Origin of the sequence: Mammaliicoccus sp. J-M41, assembly GCF_022385935.1 — a bacterium.
Lineage (GTDB): Bacteria > Bacillota > Bacilli > Staphylococcales > Staphylococcaceae > Mammaliicoccus > Mammaliicoccus sciuri_A.
In genome coordinates this window covers 1-16,130 of the sequence record NZ_JAJNIR010000031.1, presented here as the reverse complement: position 1 = coordinate 16,130, position 16,130 = coordinate 1, and the positions used below count along the sequence as shown (strand labels likewise).

Genomic DNA, 16,130 nt, shown 5'->3' with positions numbered 1-16,130 from the left:
AAAGGCTGAAATTCATATTTCAGCTTTTTTTTGTGTTAAATATGGGGTTAGCGGCACATATCATATTTCTTCTATCAATTAGTTTACATAATATATATTATAGGAAGTTAAGTATATTGTCTTAGGGGACGCCTATTCTACATATATACCTAACTAATTTATGTTGTTATATGTTTAACTTGTAACGCTTCATCAATTGCATATAGATCTGGATTCTTTAAAGCTTTCCATTCATCAAAGCCAAATTGTTTGTCGAAATGATTTAGTAATAATGACATGATGTTTCCATGTGTCACGATTAATGCATGTTCATTTACTGGTATCGACTTAAATACTTCTAAAATTCGCTGTTGAGCTTCTAAACTTGTTTCGCCATTATGTATACGATAATGAAAGTCACTGAAAGTCATTTTAAGCTCAGTTAGCCAATTATCTATTGGTAAGTCAATTAAAATGCGCTCATTTAAACGGCTATCATAAGTTAACGGTGTTTTGTAATTTGTTAAATATGGTTTAATTGATTCATAAGTACGATTCATTTCACTGACATATATATGGTCAATATTGAGTTTAGCTAATACAGGTACTAATTGTTGTGCTGACTTAATGCCATCTGTCGTTAAAGCAGCATCAAATTCTTGTCCAGTAGCTTTGCAATGTCTTAATACATAAATCATTCAATCACTCCAAATTGATTTTAAGAAAGCATATCATACATCATGATAAATAAAAACTACTATAAATCGAAATAAATACGATTTATAGTAGTTTATGCTATTGATTCATTTTGACATAACTTGCAATTGCTTTACTAGCAAATTGTGCAGTACCGTCACCAAATTTATTAATATTTTTAGTGAATCTTTCATCACTTACATACATATCACCGATACTACCAAACGCTTCTAAACTATACTCGCAATCAATATTAGAAATTAAATATGTGTACCATCTTTGTACGATTGATTGAGCGATTTCTGAGTCTGGAGATTCATTTCTGTTTGCTGCAAATGCTCTAAAGATGTTATTCATTTCTTCTTCTTTTGAAACTTTTTCTTCTTTAGACCAACTATTAATGCGATTGTTCGCTTTATCTACAGTTTTATTCCCCCACTTTTCACGAGCTTCAGCTTCATATTCATTCTGATTAAACTCAAAACCTATAAATTTATCTTCATTCGTCATATTAATTTCTCCTTTCATATGTTTCGTCGTTTGATCTATCGTTTGAATCATTTGATCAATTCTTGTTCTTTTATTGATGAGCATCTTTTTATGCATATTTAATGCTTCTTCTTTATCAAACGAAGGATCATCAAGAATTTCTTTTATCTTTTTTAGAGGAAAATCAAGCTCTTTAAAAAATAAAATTTGCTGTAATCTGTCTACATTCTCGTCTGAATACAATCTATAACCAGATGATGATACATTAGACGGATTCAGTAAATTAATTTCATCATAATGGTGAAGCGTGCGCACACTTATACCGACTAATTGAGCAATTTCTTTAACAGTCATTTCCATTTACTTAACCTCCTCATAACCCTACTATAAAGTCTTACGTTACGTTAGAGTCAACCATATAATCAAAAAAATAAATAAAGTCAATTTCGTACATGTTATAATACATTTAGAATATCACGTATGTCAGGAGTTTTATAATGAATAAAGAGATACAACTTGAATTAAAATTAGAAACATCTCGTTTAATACTACTAGCTGGAGAACAAGTTTTTTCATACAAAGAGACAATAAAGGACGAAATGCTGAACTCAGTAGATACGTTAAAAGATTGGGTAGCATTCTTCAATTATCAATTCGATGAATATAAAGTGACTGATTTTCTTAATAAATCAACTGACCCACAGTATAACAAAGAATATTTTAGATATTTTATCTTTGAAAAAGATACGATGCAATTTGTAGGATCAGTTGTCCTTCAAGATATCGATTTAAGATTACCATCATGTGAAATTGGCTATTGGGCAGTCAATTCAGGTTTAGGCAAAGGTTATATAACAGAAGCTATTCAATATATTACACAACATGTTATAGAAAACCATGGCTTTGTAAGAATAGAAGCATACATAGATGTTAAAAATACAAGAAGTATTAACACCATTGAAAGATGTGGATATGAACGAGAAGGAACATTAAAGAACTCAGATTTAAGCGCAGACCAACAAAGTATTATTAACGAAGCACTCTATGCAATCACGACACCTGTATATTTTAAATAAAGAAAGAAAAAGCGACTGGGATATATAGAAATATCTCAGTCGTTATTTGCAAGTTTGGGCAAAAGTGCTCATAACGCCCGACTAATCAATCAAAAAACGACTAAGATAGTTCTATATCTTAGTCGTTTCCCTATTTATTACGTCTTTTTAATTCATTAAATTGACGTCCATCTTCTATTGTTTCATCTTGACTATGTTTTTCAGCTAATCTTTTTTGATTCTTTCTCATTAAGTACCATGTTAATAAGCATACAAATAAACTTACGATTGCCATAAATGCGGCATAGCCTAATAATGGTTCGTATGTAATATCATAAAAATTAGGTAATATAAATGCGATCATACCTAATACGACAAATGTCAAAATTGCACTGATGACGTGTTTTTTAAGTATTAATGATGATAATACAGAAAAAACAATAACGACGACAAATGAAATCCATAAGTAGTTTGGGAAATCAAATATATTCAAGATGCACGCCTCCTTTATCTAGTTGTACTGGTCTATACCCCTTTTATTTATGTTTAATTACGATATAGATAGAAATTTGATTTATTTATATAAATTTAATTGTACATTTGCAATTTTGTTTAAATTTTACGGACATTAGCGCACAAATGTGACCAGAATGTCTAAGATAAATTGTTCGAATAGTGCGTTGTATCATATGACGTAGAAGATGTTTATATGTATAATATGTACATAAGTACATAAATAAGTAAATTTTTAAAAAAGGGTGATTTGATGGGACAATTATTAAGAAGCGAAGTTCCTGTTCAAGAAACATGGGATCTTTCAAGTTTGTATCAAGACAATGATGCATTTTACAGTGCATTAAAAGATTTAGTTGAGAACGTTACTGCATTTAATGAAAAATACGTGAATCAGTTAAATGAAATATCAACGATTGAATCTGCTTTACGTGAACAAGCTGATCTTATTGTAAGTATTATTCACTTAAGTACATATGCAGAATTACTTTATTCGACTGATACAACAGATGAACAAAGTCAAAAAGTAGCTGCACAATTTTCTACTACATATGGAAAAGTAGCTGGTTTATTATCATTTGTAGAGTCAGAAATTTTGCAATTAGATGATGAAGCATTCAATGCTTTAATTAAACAATCTGAGTATCCTAAATATTTAACGTTGTTAAAACGTCAAAAAGAACATACTCTACATCCTGAAGTAGAAAAAGCGTTAGCAACCTTCTCACCTACTTTTGGTGCGCCATATGAATTATATGGTATTACGAAAATGTTAGATATTGAGTTTGGTACTTTTGAAGCGAATGGAGAAGAAATACCTTTAGATTATGTATCATTTGAAGGTGATTACGAAGTTGACTCTAATACAGAAGTTAGACGAAATGCATTCAAGAAATTTAGTGATGCATTACGTCGTTATGAAAATACAACTGCAGCAACATACAACGCTCACGTTCAAAAAGAAAAAATTGAATCTGAATTACGTGGTTACGACTCAGTTATTGATTTCTTATTAGAATCACAAGATGTAACAAGAGAAATGTATGATCGTCAAATTGATGTTATTTCAGAAGAATTAGCACCACATATGAGAAGATATGCGCAATTACTTAAACGTACAAATAATCTAGATAAATTGAAATTTGAAGATTTACGTATATCATTAGACCCTACTTATGAACCGGATGTATCAATTGAAGGCTCTAAAGAATATATTAAAGAAGCATTAAGTGTACTTGGTGAAGATTATATGCAAATGGTCAATGATAGTTATGATAAACGTTGGATTGACTTCCCTCAAAACAAAGGGAAACAAACAGGTGCTTATTGTGCAAGTCCATACGGTGTTAACCCATTCATATTTATTTCATGGACAAGTAAGATGACTGAAGTATTTGTATTAGCACATGAACTAGGTCATGCAGGACACTTTAATTTAGCAAATGCACATCAAAATGTATACCAAGCTGATTGTTCAATGTACTTTGTAGAAGCACCATCAACAATGAATGAAATGTTAATGGCTAATAGTTTATTGAAGAAATCAGATGATCCGAAATTTAAACGTTGGGTTATTAGTTCAATTATTTCAAGAACGTACTATCATAATATGGTAACCCATTTATTAGAAGCTAAATATCAAAGAGAAGTATATAGACATGTTGATAAAGGTGAAGCACTCACTGCCCCACTTTTAAATAGTATTAAGAAACAAGTTATTTCAGATTTCTGGGGAGACGAAGTTGAAATAACAGAAGGTGCAGAATTAACTTGGATGCGCCAACCACATTATTATATGGGCTTATATCCTTATACGTATTCAGCAGGTTTAACAATCGGAACTGCTATGAGTCAAAGAATTGAAAAAGAAGGACAACCTGCTGTTGAAGATTGGTTAAATGTCTTAAAAGCTGGTGGTTCTAAATCTCCTGTTGAACTTGCTCAAATGGCAGGTATTGATATTACGACAGATAAACCACTTAAAGAAACAATCGCGTATATCGGTCATTTAATCGACGAGCTAGAATCACTCACAAACGAAATTGAATAATATCTTTTCTATTATTAATTTAGAGACTGGTACACTTTATTGTTTCAGTCTCTACATTTTCTTATTCAATATAAACATCCTTATTAAACAACTGTATTATATATATTATTCTAATTTTAATATTATTTGTGTTACAATATAATCAAACAAATTCGAACTTATTAAAAAGTTAATATATAGGAGGATCACAAGTGAAATTAAAAGTTGATAGGCACCGTTTTATAATGGATGAACTTAAAAATAATATGTCTGTGAAAGTATCTTCCCTTTCAGAGAAGATGAACGTTGCTGAAATGACAATAAGAAGAGATTTACAAGAACTAGAAAACAATGGTTTATTAAATAGAATTCATGGTGGCGCTAAATTAATTGAAGATAACTTATATAATGAAAAGTCACATAAAGAAAAGCAAACCATCAATGTTTCTAATAAAATGAAAATCGCTCAAAAGTGTGGCGAACTCATTCATAATGAAGATATTATATTTATCGGTTCAGGTTCTACAAATGAACTCATATTTGATTTTATTAAAGACAAGAACTTAAGCATATTTACAAATTCGCTTGATATATTCTTACAATATAAAGATTTATCGAACATTGATGTATTACTCGTAGGTGGTCGTTTCAGATCTAAAACGGGTACATTTATCGGACACTTTGCGAACAAAATGATGGAAGATTTTCATGTAGCAAAAGCATTTGTCGGAGTTAACGGTATATATGGTCAGAAATTAACAACTGCTAATGAAGAAGAAGGCAAAGGTATTCATATTATCTTGGAAAATGCAAAGCTTAAATATATCACAGCAGACAGCACAAAATTCGGTGTTCAAGCATTATATAACTTCTATAATATTAACGATGTCGATGCTGTTATATCAGATGATGATGTAAGTGAAGAAATATTAAACACATATCCAAACAAGATTAAATAGTTATCAAAATGAATATTAAAAGAAACGCAATATAGAATAGCATATCGCTATTTTATATTGCGTTTTTTATTGACAGAAAACATGTTTGATTTTATATTATAATTAACAAAAACGAACAATTACAAACATAGGAGGAAGTATATGAAAGTTTTTATTAATTGTATTCGTAAATCTAGCCCTTTAAAAGACAAGATTATTCAGGAACTATCTCATTCTAACATTGAATGGATTGATTTGTATGATGAGACACTTGAAGACGATGTGTTTGCTGTAACTGTAAATACTATAGAAGCAGTTAAAAATAATGAAGATACTAAGGCTTTAATCATTGATGATTATGGAATTGCACCATTCATTATCGCGAACAAACATAAAAATATAATCGCTGCTTCAGTTTCAGATGACCGTTCTGCTTATATGACAGCACGTCACAACAATACAAAAATTATGATTCTTGCTTCTGAAATTGTTGGCCCTACTCTAGCGGTTAACTGTGCTAAAGCATTTGGAGAATCATCTTATGATGCTGGCCGCCATCAGATCAGAATAGATATGTTAAATAGTTTGTGTTAAGGAGGAAGTTAAATGAAGATAGCTATTGGATGCGATCATATCGTTACGGATGAAAAAATCAAAGTATCAGATTTTATTAAAAGTATTGGTCATGAAGTGATAGATGTTGGAACTTATGATCATCAAAGAACACACTACCCTATTTATGGTGTAAATGTCGCAAAAGCTGTTACAGAAGGAAAAGCTGACTTAGGTGTTGTACTTTGTGGTACAGGTGTAGGTATTAGTGTTTCAGCAAATAAAGTACCTAATGCGAGAGTTGCGCTCGTGCGAGACATTACAAGCGCTCGTATAGCGAAAGAAAAATATAATTGCAATATTATTGGTGTCGGTGGAACGATTTCAGGCATTGATTTAATAACTGATATCGTTGAAACCTTTATAAATGCTGAGTATATCCAAACAACGGAATCAGATCAATTAATTGAACGCATGAATCAATTGTTAACAGACGACCAAGTTCAATATGATTCCAATCAGTTTAACAAATATATTGATAAATGGAATAAAGGAGAATATGTGGATGAGGTGAAACATTGAAATTATTAACAATTACATTAAATACTTCAGTGGATATCGCCTATCAACTAGATCATTTTGAATTGAACCAAACGAATCGCGTTAAAAATGTTATTAAAACAGCTGGTGGCAAAGGATTGAATGTTACGAGAGTAGCAAACATTTTAGGCATTGCTCATTTGGCAACTGGCGTTATCGGAGGTACTACTGGTGAATTTATTAAGCGTGATTTAGAACAAGATCATATTAAACATGATTTTTATGAAACAAATATTGAATCGAGACAATGTATTGCGATTTTAAATGGCGCGCATCAAACAGAATTACTTGAACCAGGGTATTCAAATACGCAAGAAGATATTCAGTCATTTATGAAGCATGTGAATGAACTTATTCAAGCGCATGACATTATTGCGATATCAGGTAGTGCTCTACCAGGCATGAATGTTGAAACTTATCAGGCACTTATCGATTTCGCTGTTAGTCACGGTAAGAAAGTATTGTTAGATGTAAATGGTCATACTTTAAAAGATTTATTAAATCATGAAGGTCAAAGCTTACCTTATTTAATAAAACCTAATATCGAGGAACTAAATCAGCTATTTAATGTGAAAGATTATGATAATCACCAAGAGATTATCGAAGCATTGAGATCCCCTCTTTTAAGCCAAATTCCATGCGTGATGATTTCACTTGGTTCTAATGGTGCACTTTATAAATATCAGCATCAAATTTACAAAGTAAATATTCCTAAAATTAAAGCTGTTAATGCAGTTGGTTCTGGTGATAGTTCTATTGCAGGATTTAGTTATGGACTCATACATAAACATGATGTTCACTATGCTGTTAAATCAGCCATGGCTGCTGGAATTGCGAATGCTTTAGAACAGAAAACTGGATTCTTAACGAAAGAGAATTTTGAGTATTATTTAGCAAAAATAAAAATTGAACAATTGGAGTGTTTTTAAATGGTTAAAAATTTATCAAAACTCACAAACGATTTAGGCCAAATTGCTGCACTTGCCATTGATCAACGCGGTGCATTAAAGAAAATGTTTTGTGAAAATGTAGCATCAGAAACGATAGAAGATTTTAAAGTACAAATATCTAAGACATTAACGGAATTTTCTTCTAGTATATTATTAGATCCTGAGTATGGATTACCCGCTTCAAAAGAAAGACATCCTAACTGCGGTTTAATCTTAGCTTACGAAAAGACAGGATATGATAAAGCAACACCAGGTCGCTTACCTGATTTATTAAATACATGGTCAGTACATGCACTTAAAGAACAAGGTGCAGATGCCATTAAATTACTCGTATATTTTGATATTGATGAATCACAAGAAATCAACGCACAAAAAGAAGCATTTGTAGAAAGAGTTGGTGCTGAGTGTGTAGCGTTGGATATACCATTTTTCTTAGAAATCGTGTCATATGACGCAACAAATGATGATAATTTAAGCGAAGCATACGCAAAAGTTAAACCTCATAAAGTTATTGAAGCAATGAAATTATTCTCAGAAGATCGATTTAAAGTAGATGTATTAAAAGTGGAAGTACCAGTTAATATGAATTTTGTAGAAGGCTTTGGTGATAACCCAGTATATACGAAAGCACAAGCTCAACAGTATTTCAAAGAGCAATCAGTTGCAACGCATTTACCATTTATCTTCTTAAGTGCAGGTGTATCACCTACTTTATTCCAAGAAACATTGAAATTTGCTTATGAATCAGAATCTAAATTTAACGGTGTATTATGTGGAAGAGCAACATGGGCAGGTGCAACTCAAGCATATGTTAAAGATGGTGAACAAGGATGTAATGCTTGGTTAAATGATGAAGGTATAACTAATATACAAAATTTAAATAAAGTGATTGAACAATATGCAACAGCTATAAATTAATAATAAATACCCCGCTTCTATTTAATCTAGAAGCGGGGTTTAGTTTCATGTTTATTTTGTTTTATTCTCTAATGACTCAGATAGTGCTTTATACCATAGTGCACTTTTCTTGATATATCTTTTCTGAGTTTCAAAGTCGATATAGAATAATCCGTATCGCTTATTATAACCATTAGACCAACTAAACATATCTTGCAATGACCAAACAAAATAACCTGTTATATTAGCACCATCTTTAATCGCATCACTAATGCTTTCTAAATGTGTAGCTATATAGTCAATACGTGGCTGATCATCTATGATTGTTTGTTCGTCTATAAATTGATCTTTATACCCAAGTCCATTCTCAGTGATCAGCAGCTTTTTATAATTTGGATAGTCTTCTTTAATGCGCATAATCATATCATATAAACCTTTAGGATAAATATACCAATCCCAGTCAGTCGTTGGAACGTCATGGTTTTTAACAATTTCAGCTATTTGTTTAAGTCTAAAAATCGAACTACCTTTGTCCCCTGTACCATTATGATGTATTAAGCTATCCGCTTCATTTGCTTTCACCCAATTACTTTGATAATAATTGATGCCTAAGAAATCTTGTAATTGACTAGCTTCTTCAATGATTGCCATTTCCTCTTCCGTCATATCTAATGAACCATCATATATATTAAGCAAATGATTAATTATATCCATTTTCTCACTAGAATATGCTCCTAAAAATGTACCATCTAATAAAAATCCATTGATAAATGTATCTTGTACTTTAGCAGCTTTCACATTTTCAGGGTGTTGATCAATTGGATAAATTTGAGTTAAAGCATGTATAATACCGATTTCTCCGTTATAACCTTTCTCTTTATAGAGTTTAACTACTTTACTATGCGCAACAATAAGATTATGTTGAGCTTGGAGACACTTTACGACTTGATATTGTTCACCAGGTGGAAACGCACCTGTTACATATTGACCTAAAGTATATGCGATCGGTTCATTAATCGTCATCCAATATTGAATATCATCTTTAAATGTCTCAAAGCAAAATGCTGCATAGTTCACAAAATGCGTGATGTTCTCCTTACATAACCAATCCCCTTGTTTGAATAGTTCTTCAGGCGTATCAAAATGATGTAATGTCACATATGGTTCAATATTATATTTACGACATGTCGCAAATACATTTTTATAATATGTTACCCCTTTTTGATTAACATCCCCATACCCTTTTGGAAATATGCGAGACCAAGCAATAGAAATTCTTAACGCTTTAATACCATGTTCTGAAGCTAATTTAATATCTTCTTCATATCGATTATGAAAATCACTTGCTGGATCTGGGCTGAATCTTCCTTGTTTCTCTAAAAATTCATCCCAAAGCACACGTCCCTTTCCATCTACTTTGCTTGACCCTTCTACTTGATATGCTGCAGTTGCAGCGCCTAGTACAAAAGTTTTTGGTAATTCTAACATGCTTATACTCCTTTAGTTTATTTTTCTTCTGATAGTAGTTTGTATATCTTCTCTATTGCCGCTTCTCCATCTCTTGTAAGTGCAATATATTCTTTACCTGTTGTTGTCATAAGAAGAGCATTATGTTGGTCAGTATATTTCTTCATTTCATTTTTCATTGAATCCATTTGAGGGGCTAATATAACAATGTTCATATCTTTAATTAAATCCATATCTTGACCATATGCTCTCGCAGTAGCATTTAAATGAATGTTTTGTTCTTTAGCAGCTTTGTTTAACGAATTAGCGAGTATACCACTTGTACCTCCACCAGCACATACGACTAATACGGTGACGTGATCCTTAATGTCATATTGAACTTTAGTATCAGTAGTTTCTACCTGACTATTATCGTTTGACTCTACGTTTGATTGAGGCTGCACAATATTTTGACTTTCAATCGTACCGCGTTCTTCACTCACTTTAATGCGATCATATGCTTTAATAAATGGCATCCAAATCACAAAGTCGAGTATCATAATAACGGCAATTAATAATAAAGATAATGGCGCAAAGTTTGATGCCATATAAATAACTATAGGTCCTGGTGTCGGCCATGGTAAGAAATGCATGAAACCATTCATACCAAGATTTTCTACGAAGAATTTCAATACCCATGAGTTAAGAATTGGTGTCACGATAAAAGGTATCATGAATACAGGGTTTAAAATAATTGGTGCACCAAATAATAAAGGTTCATTTACAGCAAATGTTGTAGGAATAAATGACGCCTTACCAACAGCTTTAAGTTCTTTAGACTTACACAAGAATATAAATATATATGGAACTAAGAATGTGGCACCAGTACCTCCAATCAGTGCTACAAAGTCTTGTGTACTTTGTGTTAATGCAATATGTGCGTGTTGACCTTCTCTAAATAATCTTAAGTTTTCAACTTGGTTGTTATACATAATCGCAATAACAGCAGGACCTACTACAGATGGTCCATGTACACCTATAAACCAGAAGAAAGCTATAAATCCGAAGATAATCGCAAATCCTAAGTAACCATTTGCAGCAGTAAATAATGGTGACAGTATAATTGTCGCCAATTCTGCTAAGTTACCATTAGCAATTTGACGAATGGCGATATCGATAATCCAGAATAAACCGACAGAAGCGGCAAACGGGATCATATCTTTAAACGCTTGTGCGATATTACCAGGTACTTGAGGTGGCATCTTGATTGTGATATTTCGACCAATAAAGAATTTATAAATGTTCGGTATTACAAATGCCACGATAAATGATGCGATAAGTCCTTTAGTACCAAGCATGTCAATGCTTATACCGTCTTTAACGGGATTCATCGCTACAATTAGTAATGAAGATTCGGCAGCTACGAATGTTGAAATGACATTGATTTGGTTCGTTTTAGGTAATTTTAAGTTTTTATTGTCAGTTAATGATTTCGTAACGGTTCCTGCCATATAAAGTGCTAACATACCCATCGTGAACTGATAAACTTTCATAATGGTTGTTTCGATATTTTTTGGCCAATGGAATCCCCAAACGTTCGGTACGTAAGCAACTAAAATAAATAATGATGAAAATAAAATAACTGGCATTAATGCAACGAAGCCATCTCTAATTGCTGTTAAGTATGGATTAGAAGCCACTTTTTCAAAAAATGGTTTCATCTTTTCAATAAATTTAATTATCTTATTCACATGTATCACCAATTTTGTTTTAAAGTTTGAAGTTGTTCATAAATATCAATGATGTAATTTACAGAATCACGTAGTGCCATCGTTGTCATTAAGTGATCTTGACCGTGTACCATAATAAAACTTAATTCAGATGATTCACCACTTGCTTCTTGAGCTAAACATTGGGTTTGTTCTTTATGTGCTTCCGTTATATATGTATTTGCACTTTCAATATGACTACGCGCTTCATCAAATAGTCCGTTTTTAGCTTTTTCCATAGCAGCCATAACTTCTCTTCTTGCATCCCCAGCTATCGCAACAATAGTGAAACCTACCATCATATTCTCTTCTCTACTCATCTTTTGTTGTGCCTCCTTTTTGTGATGATATTATGCGTTCTATATGCAACTGAAAATAGAACAAGTGATGTTGATTAATAACAATATTGAACTTTCTTGATATGGCGTTATATAAGTCTTTTGCATACAAATAAGAATTTGGATAGTGTGTTTTTAAATGCTGTTGGAATGATATATCAACTTGTTGAGATAAGTCTTCAGAATAATCAAGAATGTGTTCCGTTAAATACTTTAAGTGCTGAATGAATCTATCATTATAATATTCATTGGACCTATTCCGTGTGATACCTATTTGATTTAAGCAATTGATTAAATCGTTCAGTTGAATATTTTTATTTTTATAAGCGGTTTGATTTTCGATACCCTCAGGCTGCTCAGCATTGATAAAATGTAATGCTAGATTATTTGCTTCATATGCTGGAAAAGAAATATTTAAATTTCGTTTAATAATCGTCAATGCGTATAAACTAGATTCAAATGCACGAGGATGAATGCTTTTAACATCAATAGAAAATGTCTGTATCTTTTGGTTGTTTTGATGAATATTGACAGCGTGATGTAAATGGTGTGTTAACGTGACATAAATATAATCTTGAAACGTAAAATCAAATTTATGTTGAACATCATTTATGATTTCACAACATGTCGTAATAATAGGTACGGGTACATCATTAACTAATGACTGTAAATGAAATCTCACTTCTTGATTATCGAGTCTAAAGATTTTCTCGGGTGTTTGATGAGATAAGAAATCACCTTTCTTTTTTGAGAACACGATCCCTTTCCCCATAGCGATTACTTCTTCACCATTTTCAGTGATGGCAATAGCAACATTATTGTTAAGGACTTGTTTGATTATCATAGGCAGCAATACCTCCAATCATTTGAAATAAAAAATACCACAAGACTTAGAGGTGACTGATGCACCTCAAGAATTGTGGTTTTCGCCTAATTGAATAGTCACGATCCAAACATTTAATTGTTTATTAATGTTCGATATTGTTACATTTATAATTTACAACGCTTTTTAAATTATGTCAATATTGTAATTAAATGGAATATAATCGCAATAAAAAACCAAACTTAACTTCATTTAGAAGTGTCAGTTTGGTTTTATGATTAGTCTTCTTTTTTAACTTGAGCCCAACCTTTTTTAGTGATGGTAATTTTACCAGTCTCGATTGTGATCAATTTTTGTTTATATAATCTACCGATAGCACGTTTGAAACTTGCTTTACTCATATTAAAGACTTCTTTAATTGCTTCTGGGTTTGATTTATCCCAGAATGGTAATTCTCCGTCATATTCTACAAGCAAATCAAATATCACTTGGCCATCTTCATCTAGTCTTTCATGTGCCAATGGTAAGAATGAACCATTTAATTCACCGTTTTCTTTTACCCCGATGATTCTGACATCCATTTCTTCGCCTAGTCTTGGTTCATGCTTACGTTCTGATTCATGCACAAAAATTTTATAACCATCTTCAGATAATAGGAAAGTACCTACTCTTAATAAACGATATGGTCTTGCTGTTACATGTTGATGTAACATAGATTCTTCAGCCGTTTTGTACATCGTGTCGACGATTGTTTCTGTTGCTAATCTCGCAAACATTTGACTATTACTATCTATTCTAAGTGTACAGAATATCATGTCACCGTTTTGTGGCCATAGTTCTTTAACTTTAGGTAGATCTTCCCATGGAATGAGTACTTCTCTAGGTAATCCTACATCTACTGCAGCACCATCACGGTCTACTCTCAATACTTTTACCCAATCATAACGGTCTTTTGTAATAGTTGGCATGTTTTGTGTAGCAAATAATTCTCCAGATCGGCTTGGATATACAAAGAAACTATAATCTTCACCGATTTCTAATTGATCGTCATCTTCGACTTCTGAAGCATTCATTTTAATAGGTTCGCTATTTGGTCCAAGTAAATGATAAGTTGAACCTTCCAATCTATCCACTTTTAAAAAGTCTATGCGACCTACAAGCGTATCTTTTTCGTTTGTCATGTCATTCTCCATTCATATGTTTTTCGTTTATTCATTATAACATGCATTTTGCTTCGTGTAACGACTGTTCAAACTCTTGCCCATTTTTGTTTCATTTATGATATAATTCATCGGTAGAAGTATTAATGAAAAGGAGTCATTTAATGTTACAAGTTACGAATGTAAGTTTACGTTTCGGTGATCGTAAGCTTTTTGAAGATGTAAATATTAAGTTCACACCAGGTAACTGTTACGGACTTATCGGTGCTAATGGAGCTGGGAAATCAACGTTCTTAAAAGTATTATCAGGCGAATTAGATTCTCAATCAGGTCATGTTTCACTTGGTAAAGATGAACGTTTAGCAGTATTAAAACAGGATCACTTTGCGCACGAAGATGAAAAAGTGATTGATGTTGTATTAAAAGGTCATGAAAAATTATGGCAAGTTATGACTGAGAAAAACGAAATTTATATGAAACCAGATTTCTCAGATGAAGATGGTATGCGTGCAGCAGAACTTGAAGGTGAGTTTGCTGAAATGAACGGATGGAATGCAGAAGCGGATGCATCTGTATTACTTTCAGGTTTAGGTATTAAAGACGAATTACATGACAAAATGATGTCTGAATTAGAAAACAACCAAAAAGTAAAAGTACTTCTTGCTCAAAGTTTATTCGGTGAGCCAGATGTTCTATTACTCGATGAGCCTACAAACGGTTTAGATATTAAAGCGATTGCTTGGTTAGAAGATTTCTTAATTAATTTTGAGAATACAGTTATCGTCGTATCACATGATAGACATTTCTTAAACAATGTATGTACACATATAGCTGACTTAGACTACGGCAAAATTAAACTATTTGTCGGAAACTATGACTTCTGGTATCAATCAAGTCAACTTGCTACTCAAATGGCTCAAGACCAAAACAAGAAAAAAGAAGAACGTATTAAAGAATTACAAGACTTTATCGCAAGATTTAGTGCGAACGCTTCTAAATCTAAGCAAGCAACAAGCCGTAAGAAAATGCTTGAAAAAATTGAACTCGATGACATTCAACCATCATCAAGACGTTATCCATTCGTTAATTTCACAATTGAACGAGAAATCGGTAACGACTTATTACAAGTTCAAGGTCTTTCAAAAACAATTGACGGTCAAAAAGTATTAAATAACGTTTCATTTACAATGAATCCAAATGATAAAGCTGTATTAATCGGAGAAAGTGAGATTGCTAAAACTACCCTACTTCGTATTTTAGCTGGTGAAATTGAACCAGATGAAGGAACAGTTAAATGGGGCGTTACAACTACACAATCATATTTACCAAAAGATAACTCAGATTATTTCGAAGGAATAGAAATGAACTTAGTTGACTGGTTAAGACAGTATGCACCACCAGAAGAACAAACAGAAACATTCTTAAGAGGATTCCTTGGACGCATGTTATTTAGTGGTGAAGAAGTTAAGAAAAAAGCAAGTGTCCTTTCAGGTGGAGAAAAAGTAAGATGTATGTTAAGTAAAATGATGTTGTCAAACTCTAACGTATTATTACTCGATGAACCAACAAACCACTTAGACTTAGAAAGTATCACTGCAGTCAATGATGGATTGAAGAACTTCAAAGGATCATTAATCTTTACTTCATATGACTTTGAATTTATCAATACAATCGCTAACCGTGTAATTGAAATCAAAGAAGACGGCGCAATTTCTAAAGAAATCAGTTATGAAGAATACTTGAGAGATCAAGGTGTATATAACTAATTAGCATATATATAACTGAGACATGAGGACATGTCTCAGTTCAGAGTGTCGACAAAGTCTTAGACTTTGCCGGCATTTTTTTATGCGCATGCTTTCCGCGGGCATGTTCTCAGCCTGTAGTCTTCGAATC

The 16,130-nt window shown here is 32.4% G+C and carries 16 protein-coding genes; 8 read left to right on the top strand and 8 right to left on the bottom strand.

The genetic code is table 11. The annotated features are described in order from the left end of the window. Positions 1–158: 158 nt before the first annotated feature. Together LQ686_RS10890 and LQ686_RS10885 are read right to left on the bottom strand one after the other, a co-directional pair. Positions 159–677 carry a histidine phosphatase family protein gene (locus tag LQ686_RS10890; protein WP_119594489.1) on the bottom strand — a complete coding sequence of 173 codons (519 nt, stop codon included), beginning with the start codon at positions 675–677 and terminating at the stop codon, positions 159–161. 97 nt (positions 678–774) lie between these two features. Next, entirely contained in the window at positions 775–1,524 is a 750-nt protein-coding gene (locus tag LQ686_RS10885; RefSeq protein WP_239733323.1) for a MerR family transcriptional regulator, read from the bottom strand. Between the two features lie 137 nt (positions 1,525–1,661). Between LQ686_RS10885 and LQ686_RS10880 the strand changes: the two genes are divergently transcribed. After that, a complete protein-coding gene (locus LQ686_RS10880) occupies positions 1,662–2,240 on the top strand; it encodes a GNAT family N-acetyltransferase (protein WP_025906056.1) in 579 nt (192 codons plus the stop codon). A gap of 130 nt (positions 2,241–2,370) precedes the next feature. Here the strand turns inward: LQ686_RS10880 and LQ686_RS10875 are convergent, their stop codons facing one another. Beyond that, a complete protein-coding gene (locus LQ686_RS10875) occupies positions 2,371–2,712 on the bottom strand; it encodes a hypothetical protein (RefSeq protein WP_025906054.1) in 342 nt (113 codons plus the stop codon). Between the two features lie 273 nt (positions 2,713–2,985). On the opposite strand from LQ686_RS10875, the gene pepF reads away from it, so the two are divergent. The 6 genes from pepF to lacD all read left to right on the top strand — a co-directional run bounded on the left by pepF (position 2,986) and on the right by lacD (position 8,719). Then, positions 2,986–4,782 carry an oligoendopeptidase F gene (gene pepF / locus LQ686_RS10870; protein WP_103361013.1) on the top strand — a complete coding sequence of 599 codons (1,797 nt, stop codon included), beginning with the start codon at positions 2,986–2,988 and terminating at the stop codon, positions 4,780–4,782. A gap of 191 nt (positions 4,783–4,973) precedes the next feature. Further along, positions 4,974–5,720, top strand: coding sequence for a DeoR/GlpR family DNA-binding transcription regulator (locus LQ686_RS10865; protein WP_172965063.1), 747 nt, complete (start codon positions 4,974–4,976; stop codon positions 5,718–5,720). Positions 5,721–5,861: 141 nt separating this feature from the next. Further along, positions 5,862–6,293, top strand: coding sequence for an RpiB/LacA/LacB family sugar-phosphate isomerase (locus LQ686_RS10860; protein ID WP_025906049.1), 432 nt, complete (start codon positions 5,862–5,864; stop codon positions 6,291–6,293). Between the two features lie 12 nt (positions 6,294–6,305). Then, the gene (gene lacB, locus LQ686_RS10855) at positions 6,306–6,833 is read left to right on the top strand and encodes a galactose-6-phosphate isomerase subunit LacB (protein WP_103361014.1); all 528 of its coding nucleotides are present in this window, start codon (positions 6,306–6,308) and stop codon (positions 6,831–6,833) included. Further along, on the top strand, positions 6,830–7,780 hold the full coding sequence (locus LQ686_RS10850) for a 1-phosphofructokinase family hexose kinase (RefSeq protein ID WP_239733322.1): 951 nt from the start codon (positions 6,830–6,832) through the stop codon (positions 7,778–7,780). The genes lacB and LQ686_RS10850 overlap by 4 nt, the downstream gene beginning before the upstream one ends. Further along, positions 7,781–8,719 carry a tagatose-bisphosphate aldolase gene (gene lacD / locus LQ686_RS10845; RefSeq protein ID WP_025906046.1) on the top strand — a complete coding sequence of 313 codons (939 nt, stop codon included), beginning with the start codon at positions 7,781–7,783 and terminating at the stop codon, positions 8,717–8,719. Positions 8,720–8,770: 51 nt separating this feature from the next. Here lacD and lacG read toward each other — a convergent pair whose 3' ends face one another. The 5 genes from lacG to LQ686_RS10820 form a co-directional block, all read right to left on the bottom strand. Next, positions 8,771–10,186, bottom strand: a complete 1,416-nt coding sequence (gene lacG / locus LQ686_RS10840) for a 6-phospho-beta-galactosidase (protein WP_210136058.1) — start codon at positions 10,184–10,186, stop codon at positions 8,771–8,773. Positions 10,187–10,203: 17 nt separating this feature from the next. Further along, entirely contained in the window at positions 10,204–11,895 is a 1,692-nt protein-coding gene (locus tag LQ686_RS10835) for a lactose/cellobiose PTS transporter subunit IIB (protein ID WP_119593743.1), read from the bottom strand. A 5-nt stretch (positions 11,896–11,900) separates the two neighbouring features. Next, positions 11,901–12,233: a PTS lactose/cellobiose transporter subunit IIA gene (locus LQ686_RS10830; RefSeq protein WP_119593745.1), complete on the bottom strand. Its 333-nt coding sequence runs from the start codon at positions 12,231–12,233 to the stop codon at positions 11,901–11,903. Beyond that, positions 12,226–13,095 carry a CAT RNA binding domain-containing protein gene (locus LQ686_RS10825; RefSeq protein WP_025906041.1) on the bottom strand — a complete coding sequence of 290 codons (870 nt, stop codon included), beginning with the start codon at positions 13,093–13,095 and terminating at the stop codon, positions 12,226–12,228. The genes LQ686_RS10830 and LQ686_RS10825 overlap by 8 nt, the downstream gene beginning before the upstream one ends. A gap of 257 nt (positions 13,096–13,352) precedes the next feature. Then, positions 13,353–14,255, bottom strand: coding sequence for a CvfB family protein (locus LQ686_RS10820; RefSeq protein WP_107596755.1), 903 nt, complete (start codon positions 14,253–14,255; stop codon positions 13,353–13,355). A 143-nt stretch (positions 14,256–14,398) separates the two neighbouring features. Here LQ686_RS10820 and LQ686_RS10815 point away from each other — a divergent pair, with 143 nt between their 5' ends. Then, positions 14,399–16,000 (top strand): ABC-F family ATP-binding cassette domain-containing protein, encoded by a 1,602-nt coding sequence (locus LQ686_RS10815; protein ID WP_025906039.1) that lies wholly within the window; start codon positions 14,399–14,401, stop codon positions 15,998–16,000. Positions 16,001–16,130: the final 130 nt, after the last annotated feature.